At 40.3% G+C, this 12,547-nt stretch carries 12 protein-coding genes; 7 read left to right on the top strand and 5 right to left on the bottom strand.

Features of this window, described 5'->3' with window-relative positions; genetic code table 11:
* Positions 1–177: 177 nt before the first annotated feature.
* Positions 178–1,407 carry a phosphoserine phosphatase SerB gene (gene serB, locus RDN93_RS20175; protein WP_308747152.1) on the top strand — a complete coding sequence of 410 codons (1,230 nt, stop codon included), beginning with the start codon at positions 178–180 and terminating at the stop codon, positions 1,405–1,407.
* Between the two features lie 45 nt (positions 1,408–1,452).
* Positions 1,453–2,712 (top strand): DEAD/DEAH box helicase, encoded by a 1,260-nt coding sequence (locus RDN93_RS20170; protein WP_308747151.1) that lies wholly within the window; start codon positions 1,453–1,455, stop codon positions 2,710–2,712.
* A gap of 11 nt (positions 2,713–2,723) precedes the next feature.
* On the opposite strand, the gene RDN93_RS20165 is transcribed toward RDN93_RS20170, so the two are convergent.
* Genes RDN93_RS20165 through rfbC form a run of 3 tightly spaced genes read right to left on the bottom strand, consistent with a single transcriptional unit; the run spans position 2,724 to position 5,444 of the window.
* Positions 2,724–3,521, bottom strand: a complete 798-nt coding sequence (locus tag RDN93_RS20165) for a DUF4738 domain-containing protein (RefSeq protein ID WP_308747150.1) — start codon at positions 3,519–3,521, stop codon at positions 2,724–2,726.
* A gap of 35 nt (positions 3,522–3,556) precedes the next feature.
* Complete coding sequence (locus RDN93_RS20160) at positions 3,557–4,870, bottom strand: UDP-glucose/GDP-mannose dehydrogenase family protein (RefSeq protein WP_308747149.1); 1,314 nt, start codon at positions 4,868–4,870, stop codon at positions 3,557–3,559.
* Positions 4,871–4,895: 25 nt separating this feature from the next.
* On the bottom strand, positions 4,896–5,444 hold the full coding sequence (gene rfbC / locus RDN93_RS20155; RefSeq protein WP_308747148.1) for a dTDP-4-dehydrorhamnose 3,5-epimerase: 549 nt from the start codon (positions 5,442–5,444) through the stop codon (positions 4,896–4,898).
* A 90-nt stretch (positions 5,445–5,534) separates the two neighbouring features.
* Between rfbC and RDN93_RS20150 the strand changes: the two genes are divergently transcribed.
* The 4 genes from RDN93_RS20150 (at position 5,535) to RDN93_RS20135 (ending at position 7,870) form a co-directional block, all read left to right on the top strand.
* Positions 5,535–6,617: an SPOR domain-containing protein gene (locus tag RDN93_RS20150; protein WP_308747147.1), complete on the top strand. Its 1,083-nt coding sequence runs from the start codon at positions 5,535–5,537 to the stop codon at positions 6,615–6,617.
* 17 nt (positions 6,618–6,634) lie between these two features.
* Entirely contained in the window at positions 6,635–7,162 is a 528-nt protein-coding gene (locus RDN93_RS20145) for an FHA domain-containing protein (RefSeq protein WP_308747146.1), read from the top strand.
* 85 nt (positions 7,163–7,247) lie between these two features.
* Complete coding sequence (locus tag RDN93_RS20140; protein WP_308747145.1) at positions 7,248–7,472, top strand: DUF3791 domain-containing protein; 225 nt, start codon at positions 7,248–7,250, stop codon at positions 7,470–7,472.
* Positions 7,469–7,870 carry a DUF3990 domain-containing protein gene (locus RDN93_RS20135; RefSeq protein ID WP_308747144.1) on the top strand — a complete coding sequence of 134 codons (402 nt, stop codon included), beginning with the start codon at positions 7,469–7,471 and terminating at the stop codon, positions 7,868–7,870. The genes RDN93_RS20140 and RDN93_RS20135 overlap by 4 nt, the downstream gene beginning before the upstream one ends.
* 152 nt (positions 7,871–8,022) lie before the next feature.
* On the opposite strand, the gene RDN93_RS20130 is transcribed toward RDN93_RS20135, so the two are convergent.
* On the bottom strand, positions 8,023–9,462 hold the full coding sequence (locus RDN93_RS20130) for a tagaturonate reductase (RefSeq protein ID WP_308747143.1): 1,440 nt from the start codon (positions 9,460–9,462) through the stop codon (positions 8,023–8,025).
* Positions 9,463–9,488: 26 nt separating this feature from the next.
* Positions 9,489–10,556 carry a substrate-binding domain-containing protein gene (locus tag RDN93_RS20125; RefSeq protein WP_308747142.1) on the bottom strand — a complete coding sequence of 356 codons (1,068 nt, stop codon included), beginning with the start codon at positions 10,554–10,556 and terminating at the stop codon, positions 9,489–9,491.
* 198 nt (positions 10,557–10,754) lie between these two features.
* Here RDN93_RS20125 and uxaC point away from each other — a divergent pair, with 198 nt between their 5' ends.
* Complete coding sequence (uxaC, locus tag RDN93_RS20120; RefSeq protein ID WP_308747141.1) at positions 10,755–12,161, top strand: glucuronate isomerase; 1,407 nt, start codon at positions 10,755–10,757, stop codon at positions 12,159–12,161.
* Positions 12,162–12,547 lie beyond the last annotated feature (386 nt).

The raw sequence follows: 12,547 nt of genomic DNA, 5'->3' as shown, positions 1-12,547 counted from the left end.
GAATCCGCTGATTATCAGAGCCTTTATTTTTGAAACCGGGTGCAAAGGTAAGTAATTATTAAATTAACTTCCAAGCAAATAAGCAAAAATCTCACTTTTGGAGTATAACTTTTTATGTTATTTAGCATAAAAACGAACTTTTTTTCTCTACTTTTGCAGGATAAAAGTCTATTTCATATGCAACCATCAAATTCTGAATTGATTCTGATTCGAGTTACCGGTGAAGATCGCCCGGGACTGACCTCTTCTGTGACTGAAATACTAGCCAAATATGATGCTACCATCCTTGACATCGGTCAGGCAGATATTCATAATACATTGTCATTAGGTATTCTTTTTAAGAGTGAAGAAAGACATTCCGGTTTCATTATGAAGGAATTGTTGTTCAAAGCTTCTTCGCTGGGAGTCACCATCCGGTTTGAGCCGATTACTACAGAAAAATATGAAAATTGGGTAGGCATGCAGGGAAAGAACCGTTATATCCTGACTGTACTTGGCCGCAAACTTTCCGCACGTCAAATATCGGCGGCAACCAGCGTACTGGCAGAACAAGGCATGAATATCGACGCAATCAAACGTCTGACAGGCCGTATTCCTTTGGACGAATGCACTACAGATGCACGTACACGTGCCTGCATTGAATTCTCAGTGAGAGGTACTCCCAAAGACCGCATTGCCATGCAGGAAAGCCTGATGAAGTTGGCCAGCGAACTGGAAATGGACTTTTCTTTCCAACTGGATAATATGTACCGCCGCATGCGCCGTCTGATCTGTTTCGATATGGACTCTACATTGATCGAGACTGAAGTTATCGACGAATTGGCTATCCGTGCCGGTGTCGGCGACGAAGTGAAAGCTATCACAGAAAGTGCCATGCGTGGCGAAATAGACTTTACAGAGAGCTTTACCCGTCGTGTAGCCCTACTGAAAGGATTAGACGAATCCGTTATGCAAGAGATAGCTGAAAACCTGCCTATCACAGAAGGAGTAGACAGGCTGATGTACGTACTGAAAAAATATGGTTACAAAATTGCCATTCTTTCCGGCGGATTCACTTATTTCGGGCAGCATCTTCAAAAGAAGTATGGTATAGATTACGTATATGCCAACGAACTGGAAATTATAGATGGAAAGCTGACCGGACGCTACTTGGGAGATGTTGTAGATGGCAAACGGAAAGCAGAACTGCTACGATTGATTGCACAAGTGGAAAAGGTCGACATTGCACAAACCATCGCTGTAGGTGATGGAGCCAATGACCTTCCGATGCTGGGGATTGCCGGACTGGGAATCGCTTTCCATGCAAAACCCAAGGTAGTGGCAAACGCCAAACAATCCATCAATACGATCGGGCTTGACGGAGTGCTCTATTTCCTTGGATTCAAAGATTCCTATTTGAATATGTAATTAGACCGAAAAATAAATTATCTTTGCTGACAAATTAATAAAAGAATGAAGTTTTCCGAATTACAATTAAACGCAAATGTGCTTGAGGCGCTTGATGCCATGCGATTTGACGAGTGCACACCTATTCAGGAACAAGCAATCCCAATCATACTTGAAGGGAAAGATTTGATAGCAGTGGCACAAACGGGTACAGGCAAAACGGCAGCCTTCCTGCTTCCTATTTTAAATAAACTATCTGAAGGAAAACATCCTGAGGATGCTATCAATTGTGTCATTATGTCCCCTACCCGGGAATTGGCCCAGCAGATAGACCAGCAGATGGAAGGTTTTTCCTATTTTATGCCCGCATCGAGTGTTGCCGTATATGGCGGAAATGACGGCATCCTGTTTGAACAGCAGAAAAAAGGACTCACATTGGGAGCTGATGTTGTTATTGCCACTCCCGGACGCCTTCTCGCCCATTTAAGCCTTGGATATGTAGACCTTTCCAAGGTTTCTTATTTTATTCTGGACGAAGCAGACCGTATGCTCGACATGGGATTCTATGAAGATATTATGCAGATTGTGAAGTATTTGCCGAAAGAGCGACAGACTATCATGTTTTCTGCAACCATGCCTGCCAAAATACAACAACTTGCAAATACAATCCTTAATAATCCGTCAGAAATAAAGTTGGCCGTTTCAAGGCCTGCTGATAAAATTATCCAGGCTGCATATGTTTGCCATGAGAACCAAAAGTTAGGTATTATCCGTAGTCTTTTTATCGATGAAGTACCTGAACGTGTCATTGTCTTCGCATCTTCCAAAATCAAGGTCAAAGAAGTAGCTAAAGCTTTGAAGTCAATGAAGTTGAATGTAGGAGAAATGCATTCTGACCTCGAACAAGTACAACGGGAAGCAGTGATGCACGAGTTTAAAGCCGGTCGGATCAATATACTAGTAGCCACAGACATCGTTGCCCGCGGTATTGATATTGACGATATTCGTCTGGTTATCAACTTTGACGTCCCTCACGACAGCGAAGACTATGTTCATCGCATCGGACGTACGGCACGTGCCAACAATGACGGGGTAGCACTTACATTCATCAACGAAAGAGAACAGAGCAGCTTCAAAAGCATTGAGAATTTCCTGGAGAAAGAAATTTATAAAATTCCCATTCCCGCAGAGTTGGGAGAAGCACCGGAGTACAAGCCACGTTCTTTCAGCAAGAACAAGTATGGCAACAACTTTAAAAGAAAGAATTTCCGGGGAAAGAACAATGGCGGAAAAGGTAATAACCGCCCTTCTCCCAAACAGAGTTAAAACAAAATCCGCTATTTGGTTGAAGTTATAGTAAGTTTTCCCCCGAAACTTACTTCCATATCTGCAATGCTATAGATTGAACTTTCCGGAATGGCTAAAACAGCTTGATAATGAAAACCATTCCGGTCTACTTTTACAAACTTCGTATCCGATAAAACAGCCTGCATCAGAAAATCTTCAGGAACTACCTGAGCAAACATCTGCTTGTTTATATCACTGGCAAATAAACTCTTCTTGCCCTCATAGACGCAGATATGCATCACATTATCGTAATACACATTATCCATGCTGATCCCGTCTTCGGAATAGGTCGTTTTGATAACCCTCATTTTAGAAGGGTTAATATAGACATAAGCACGATAGCGAGTACCATTATAGATCACTACACTATCGCGTTGAGTTACTTCAGTATAAGTCGGGATGACTAATTCCCGACGAACAAATGACAGTGAATCATTCGGATCCTCAGATTTATGCAACTTAATTATGTTATCTGTTATGGAATGAAACCAGAATATATGTTCCGCTTGCTTATCAATCTTGTAATAAGTCGTATCATTGCCATACGTATAGAGAGTATCCCGTATAATCTTAAATGCAATCGGGGCACTTTGTGCGTCGGCATAGTAGATAGTATCCCCTTCCACACGCATCAACGGACTCTCAGTCTCATCGTCCAGCCAGATTCCCCGCAACAGCTCCTTAGCATTCGTATCCTCTTTCCCGTGTTCGGAAAAATATGGATTCTTATTGCTGCTACATGCTGCAGAAAAGACCATCATTAACGATATAGCCACATATTTCATCATCTGTCTTAGTTTTGTCTAAAGATACTCTTATTTTTTCATTTACCAATACAATGGTAAACGAATCCGAGCTCTTCCATTTCTTTTTTCTCGTATATATTACGTCCGTCCAGCACCACCTGCTGAGCCATTGTCTTTCTAATAACCGCCCATGAAGGCAAACGGAATTCTTTCCATTCGGTCACCAGCATTAAGGCATCAGCATCAAGCACTGCATCGTACATATCGCAAGCATAACAAATGCTGTCTCCAATCCGACGTTTACATTCCGGCACTGCTGCCGGATCGTATGCACGTACCTGACAACCGGCCTTCAATAATTTGTCAATCAAGACCAACGCCGGAGCCTCACGCATATCGTCTGTTTCCGGTTTAAATGCCAGACCCCAAAGAGCGATTGTCTTACCTTTCAAATCACCATCAAAATGCTTCATTAGTTTTTCGAACAAGACACTCTTCTGCTGTTCGTTCACTTCTTCCACAGCACTAAGTACCCGCATTGTATATCCATTCTGCTCCGCAGTCTTAATGAGCGCTTTCACATCTTTCGGAAAACAAGAACCGCCATATCCGATTCCCGGATATAAGAATTTACGTCCGATACGTGTATCCGAACCGATTCCGCTACGCACCATATTTACATCGGCCCCAACTATCTCACAAAGATTTGCAATATCATTCATAAAGCTGATGCGGGTTGCCAGCATTGAGTTTGCCGCATATTTAGTCATTTCCGCAGATGGAATATCCATAAAAATCACACGGAAGTTATTCAATAAAAACGGCTTATATAATTTAGACATAAGTTTTTCCGCACGTACCGACTCTACTCCTACCACTACACGGTCCGGACTCATAAAGTCATTGATTGCATTTCCTTCTTTCAAGAATTCCGGATTGGAAGCAACATCAAACTCTATTTTCACTCCTCTCTTATCCAGTTCTTCCTGGATGACTTCACGCACCTTTTTTGCAGTTCCCACCGGAACCGTACTCTTGGTTACCACCAATTTATATTGCTTCATGTTTCGACCGATAGTACGGGCTACTTCCAATACATATTTCAGATCAGCGCTACCATCTTCATCCGGCGGTGTGCCAACAGCACTGAATACAACTTCCACATCGTCCAGACAACTCTCCAATGATGTAGTAAACTTCAATCTCTTTGCTTTCATATTACGGAGCACCATCTCTTCCAATCCATTCTCATAAATTGGAATGACACCTTTCTGCAAAGATTCTATTTTTTCACTATTAGTATCTACACAAGTTACATTCACGCCGATTTCAGCGAAACATGTACCACTTACCAAACCTACATATCCGGTTCCTACAATCGCTATTTTCATTCTTACTATATTGTTTGTTTAGAAGTTATTCGAAATATACGGCATCTTTAAAGGCAGTACCCTCCTTATCCTTGGATGACAATAACATCTGCGACTCAGCCAGCGGCCAGTCTATTCCCAATGTTTCATCATTATATATAATAGAAGCTTCTGCCTGTGGAGTATACTTATTATCTACCTTATACATAAAAACAGCTTCTTCGCTTAATACGGCAAAGCCATGTGCAAAACCGCGGGGAATAAAAAACTGTCTCTTATTTTCCTCACTAAGCAATACGCATACATGTTTTCCGAATGTGGGTGATGATTTACGCAAATCAACGGCAACATCCAACACTTCCCCTTTAATGACACGAACCAATTTGGCCTGGCTATATTCACCTTTCTGATAATGCAATCCGCGTAATACGCCAAAAGAAGATTTCGACTCATTATCCTGTATAAAATTTACAGGTCCGATATTGGCTTCAAACTCCTCTTTTTTAAAAGCTTCCATAAAATAGCCACGTTCATCGGAGAATACTTTCGGCTCTATCAGCCACACTCCGTCTATTTCCGTCTGTATATAGTTCATCGTTAATAGTAATAAATAAAACGATGCAAAAGTAGTGAATTTTTCGTAGTTTTCTGGGATATATTCAATTTATCTCTTAATTTTGCAGACATGATTGAATTGGCACAACATATAGAGGTTTTATTACTGGAAAACGACTGTGTTATCGTTCCGGGATTTGGTGGTTTTGTAGCACATTATGCTCCTGCAACTCATGTAAAAGAAGAAAATCTTTTTTTACCTCCTACCCGTACTATCGGCTTTAATCCTCAATTAAAGTTGAACGACGGAGTATTGGTTCAATCCTATATGACAGCCTACGACACGAGTTTTGCTGATGCCAACCGTATTGTAGAAAAGAAAGTGAGCGAATTTATCGAACTTCTTCATGAAGAAGGTAAAGCGCATCTGGAAAATATTGGTGAGATTCATTATAACATTTACGGGAATTATGAGTTCGTTCCTTATGACTTTAAGATAACGACTCCTTCCCTCTATGGTTTGGATTCTTTTGAAATGCACGAACTTTCTACTCTGCAACAAAAAGAAAAGGTACTAGTACCTGCTAACCTGGAAAAAGAGAAAAAAACTTATGAAATTAGCATCAACCGTGCATTTCTTCGTAATGCCGCGGCCATGATTGCCGCTATCGTATTGTTTTTTGCCTTTTCAACTCCGGTAGAGAATACCGATGTTCAAAAGAACAATTATGCACAGTTATTGCCTGGTGAGCTTTTTGAGCAAATCGAAAAGCAATCGGTTGCAGTAACTCCTGTTCCTGTAAAGAACGACATTGCTGTTGCACAACAAACTAAAAAGTCTTCCGCTTCAAGCAAGACTTCGTCTACTCCAAAGCTAACAGCGAATAAAGCACAAACATCAAGACCTATTGCTGTAAAAGAGGTAAAAGTTACCAAACAGGAAGCAACCCCTACTTTTACATCAGTTAAGCCACAAACCAATGTGAATCATCCTTACCATATTATAGTAGCAGGCGGAATTAGCCTTAAAGACGCAGAAGCTATGGCAAATCAATTGAACGCAAAAGGATTTGCAGAAGCAAAAGCCCTGAATACTGATGGTAAAGTACGTGTCAGCATCCGTTCATTCGAAAACCGTGAAGAAGCTACCAAGCAGTTATTGGAGCTTAGAAAAAATGAAAACTACAAGAATGCCTGGTTACTGGCAAAATAAAATCCCCTATAAAAAGCATGAAACGAGTTCTTTGTCCCAAATGCGAGAATTACCTTTATTTTGATGAAACCAAATATAGCGAAGGTCAATCGCTTGTATTTGTTTGCGAACATTGTGGCAAACAGTTCAGTATCCGACTTGGTAAAAGCAAGGTAAAAGCCCTCAGAAAAGAGGAGAATCTGGAAAAGGAAGCCGAAGCACATAAGGAAGAATTCGGATATATCACAGTTATTGAGAACGTATTTGGGTTCAAACAAATACTCCCATTACAAGAAGGCGATAATATCATAGGACGCCGCTGTATAGGAACAAACATCAATACGCCTATTGAAAGTGGAGACATGAGTATGGATCGCCGCCACTGCATCATCAATATAAAACGCAATAAACAAGGAAAACTTGTTTATACATTACGTGATGCTCCCAGCCTGACAGGTACATTTCTGATGAATGAAATTCTCGGGGATAAGGATCGCATCCGCATTGAAGATGGTGCGATTGTGACTATTGGGGCTACAACGTTTATTTTGCACGCTGCTGAATAAATTCTCCTTTTTATAAAAAAACACCTAATACCCTTGCTAATTTATCCATTAATTTGTTTCTTTGTTAGTAAATCGAATAGAAGATATGGGACAAATTAATGATAATAAAATAAAGTATATCAATTACTGCATTGCTACTTTTGCAAAACAGTATGGAATATCTTTATTAGCAGCTTTCAACTATCTCGACCGATATGGCGGCTTAGCTTTTTTAGACGAATGTTATGAAGCAGAACATTTGTTATCAATAGAAGATGCTATAAACGATATAGCTATTATCTGCAAAAACAATGGAGGACAATTAGAATGATTTTATATCATGGAACCAATATAGATATTCAGTCAATAGACTTAGCTCAATGTATGCCATACAAAGATTTTGGGCAAGGCTTTTATTTGACTGATATAGAGCAACAGGCTAAGGAAATGGCTATTCGTAAATCCAAATTTGCTCCCAATACTTCTCCATACATCTTAAAATACGAGTTTGACGAACAACAACTAAGTAATGAGGAACTTCAAGTTAAAATATTCAAAGAAGTTTCTGAAGAATGGGCACAATTCATTGTTGCAAATAGATACAAGCCCGACAATAATATTATTCATAATTACGATATAGTTATAGGACCTATAGCGGATGATGGTGTTGCCCTACAAATCGGACTTTTCAAAGATGGATATATTAATTTGGCTACATTGACAGAATGAGAAAAATAAAAAATGCAGAAATAGAGAATTTACACTTTTAACAATCATTAATCATCCATTTCAAGTAAGTAAACAAAAAAAGCGTTTTGATAGTTACATTCCCTATCAAAACGCTCCTTATATTTATCTACTTTCGTCTGTTTCCTTATCAATTACAAAATGCCTTTCACAGTCTCCAGCATACCTTTTTCCTGAATTGAATCCAAATCCGCTTTCACGGCCTCTGCCAATCCCGGAATATTATTCAAGTCTTCGCCCCAAATGAATTCTGCACCCAAAACACCTTCAGTAACTTTCTTCGTGCAACCAGTAGCCCAAAGGTCTTTCAGCAAATTCATAATTTCAGGAGCGTCATTCGGTACAATTTCAGCACCATCTGCACGTACACCACCTTTATAATAAGTTATGATAGCAGCCAAACCAAGTACCAATCCTTTCGGAAGCTCACCTTTGCGTTCCAAGTAAGTCTTCAATCCCGGCAGGTCACGAGTTTCGAATTTCGGGAATGAGTTCAGCATAATACTTGTTACTGCGTGGTCTACAAACGGATTGTTGAAACGTTCCAATACATCATTAGCAAATTTCTCCAATTCATCTTTCGGCAAGTTCAATGTTTCCATCAGTTCATCAAACATCACTTTATGGATATATTTGCCAATCACTTCATGCTGACAAGCATCACGAACGATATTCACACCGGAAAGGTAAGCTACCGGAGAAAGAACCGTATGAGGGCCATTCAACAGAGTAACTTTACGTTCATGGTAAGGAGCTTCCGAAGGAACGAACAATACATTCAAACCTGCCTTGTCAGCCGGGAATTCTTTAGCCACTTCCTGCGGAGCTTCGATTACCCACAGATGGAAAATTTCAGCCTGAACAACCAAGTTATCATCATATTGCAATTTTTCTTTGATAGCAGCAATATCCTTGCGCGGGAATCCCGGAACGATACGGTCTACCAATGTAGCATACACACCACAAGCTTCCTCAAACCAAATCTTGAATTCATTACCCAAATTCCACAAATCAATATACTGATAAATAGTTTCTTTCAGTTTGTGACCATTCAGGAAAATAAGTTCGCATGGGAAGATTATCAGACCTTTAGTTTTGTCACCATTGAATGTTTTGAAACGGTGATACAGCAACTGAGTCAACTTGCCCGGATAAGAAGAAGCAGGGGCATCTTCAAGCTTGCAAGTCGGGTCAAAAGCGATACCGGCTTCCGTAGTATTCGAAATAACGAAACGCATTTCCGGTTGCTCTGCCAGCTTCATGAACTCGTCATTTTGAGAATAAGGATTTAATGCACGGCTGATTACATCAATCATTGTCAGACTGTTAACCACTTCCCCTTTATCCAATCCCTGGAGATTGACATGGTAAAGGTCATCCTGCGCATTCAGCATGTCGACCATACCTTTATCAATCGGTTGAACCACTACCACACTGCTGTTAAAGTCAGTTTTCTGGTTCATGTTATAAATAATCCAATCTACGAATGCGCGTAAGAAATTACCTTCACCAAATTGGATAATACGCTCCGGACGTTGTGTTTTAGGAGCAGTTTCTTTGTTTAATGCTTTCATGTTAGTTGTAATTTATAAAGTTGATATTATACAAATTCAAAATAAAAATCAATATTCTCTTTAATCAATATGTCGATAGGCATATACTTTACGGAATCGACTGTCTTTTTAAATACTACGTGGTCACACAAGGCTTTCACCCCGCAATATCCTTGCAATCCGGGACGCTGCCCTATCAGATAATGCACATCACCCGATTTCAAAAGATCTACATTTGCTTTCAAAAGGTCATATCCTATCAACCCCTTCATACTACGTCCTGTGTGACGAAGATACTCCCCTAACTGATAGACTCTGGAATTAAAGACAACGCCGAGCACAGCTTTCGGATGCGCTTGAAAGAATTCATCCAATGTCTGCTGATTGTTTTCCTGGTTGGATTTATTGAGCACCACTTCATGAATCGTCAGATTGTTGTACTCTTCAGTTATATAACTCATAAAACCTTTCAAACGGCGTTGCATCTGTATTTCAGCAGGATTATCCTTATTATTGCTCAAAAACAGAACCAACTCCTGTCCTTCTCCTACCGAATAATTGCGCATCAATATTTTAGCCGCAATATATCCACTTTTATACGAATCCTGTCCGATATATGTCAATGCATCCACCTCTTCCATATTAAAGTCGACAAAAGCATAAGCTATCTTATTCTCTTGTAGATAGGCTGTCAATGACAACGTTTCTTCCCGGAAATTCGGAGCAATCAAAACGGCGTCTACACTACTGTCCTTAATAGCACAACAAGCCTCTCGATAACTTTCCTCATCACCATGATGATAGCACAGATAATTCACACTCACATTGAAAGGACGCAACTCCTGCCGCGCACGTTCAATACCACCCACTACCGAATGCCAATAATCATGTTCTATATAATAAGGAATCAAACAAATGAAAGAATATTTCTTTTTAGCAGCCAATCCGATGGCAAATACGTTCGGTTGATAATGAATCTCATCCAGCACCTTTTGTACTTTAGCTTTACTCTTAGGAGACACGTCGCCGCGATTGTGCAATACCCTGTCAACTGTTCCGGCGGAAACACCGGCCATGCGGGCTATGTCTTTAATGGTATAGTTCTGGTCCTCCATAGTGCTAAAACTTAAATATTATAAATAATCGCTGCAAATATACGAATTATTTTGTTACTCCAAGTAAGTTTTCTATTTTTGTGTTCGATAACGGTTAATAAAACTAAAACGATATTTACGCCTATTAGCTTTAAAATCAATACTATATAGGTATAAATGTAGAAAGTAATAATTTTATATACTTAAAACACAGTAATAATGAAGAACTTCATGGACGAAAACTTCTTGTTGCAGACAGAAACTGCGCAAAAGTTGTATCACGAGCATGCGGCTAAGATGCCAATCATCGACTATCACTGTCACTTAATCCCACAAATGGTAGCTGACGACTACAAGTTTAAATCACTGACTGAGATCTGGTTGGGTGGTGACCACTACAAATGGCGCGCAATGCGTACCAATGGCGTAGACGAACGTTTCTGCACAGGAAAAGATACCACAGACTGGGAAAAGTTCGAGAAGTGGGCTGAAACCGTCCCATATACATTCCGTAACCCGTTGTATCACTGGACTCACCTTGAGCTGAAAACAGCATTCGGCATCAATAAGATATTGAATCCGCAAACTGCACGCGAGATTTACGATGAATGTAACGAGAAACTTGCTCTGCCTGAATACTCGGCTCGTGGAATGATGCGCCGCTATCATGTAGAAACCGTTTGTACTACAGACGACCCGATTGATTCATTGGAATACCACATCAAAACACGCGAAAGCGGATTTGAAATCAAAATGTTGCCAACTTGGCGTCCTGATAAGGCTATGGCGGTAGAAGTCCCTGCTGATTTCCGTAGTTATGTAGAAAAGCTGGCAGAAGTTAGCGGTGTCACTATCTCCAATTTTGATGATATGATCGCCGCTTTGCGCAAACGTCACGACTTCTTCGCAGAACAAGGTTGCCGTTTGTCTGACCATGGTATTGAAGAATTCTACGCAGAAGATTACACTGATGCTGAAATCAAGGCCATATTCAATAAGGTATATGGCGGTACAGAATTGACTAAAGAAGAAATTCTGAAATTCAAATCAGCTATGCTCGTGATTTTCGGGGAAATGGATTGGGAAAAAGGGTGGACGCAGCAGTTCCACTATGGCGCTATCCGCAACAACAACACCAAGATGTTCAAATTGCTGGGCGCTGACACCGGATTCGACTCTATCGGTGAATTTACTACAGCCAAAGCAATGGCTAAATTCCTTGATCGCCTGAACACCAATGGTAAATTGACTAAAACAATCCTCTATAACCTGAACCCATGCGCAAACGAAGTGATTGCAACTATGTTGGGCAACTTCCAGGATGGTTCTATCCCGGGAAAAATTCAGTTTGGTTCCGGATGGTGGTTCCTCGATCAAAAGGATGGTATGGAAAAACAAATGAACGCCTTGTCTGTGCTTGGTCTTCTAAGCCGTTTCGTAGGTATGCTGACAGACTCTCGTTCCTTCTTATCCTACCCGCGTCATGAATATTTCCGCCGTACATTATGCAACTTGGTAGGACGCGACGTAGAGAACGGAGAAATCCCAGCATCTGAAATGAAACGCGTAAACCAAATGATTGAAGATATCAGCTACAACAATGCTAAGAACTTCTTCAAGTTCTAACGGATAGTAGTTACACTATAAAAAATACCGCTATCAAAGTCGAATATACTTTGAGTAGCGGTATTTTTTATATTCTACTATTACCTTTCATCCCATTCCACAACCCAGGGCTTATCTTATGCATTAACAGTAGATTCACAACACGAACCACAACGCTGACAAATCCCCAAAGCAATGTTTCATTCAGCGTATAATATCTTTGACCTGAATAAATACCCAAATACAATATGGTAAACATAATACCAACGTAACAATAACAGGTATGTACTTTCTACTGCCCCCTTTTTTGGCTCAGTTGTAATTCTTGGGGGATTAAGTTTTGTTAATTCCGTTCATGCATATACCTTTGCTAGCCTAAAAAGGAAGAAGCTCATATCCACTACTCC

The sequence above is a fragment of the uncultured Bacteroides sp. genome (assembly GCF_902491285.1).
In the GTDB taxonomy this organism is placed as follows: Bacteria; Bacteroidota; Bacteroidia; order Bacteroidales; family Bacteroidaceae; genus Bacteroides.
The sequence above is the reverse complement of the archived record's forward strand: the minus strand, read 5'-3'. Positions and strand labels throughout refer to the sequence as shown.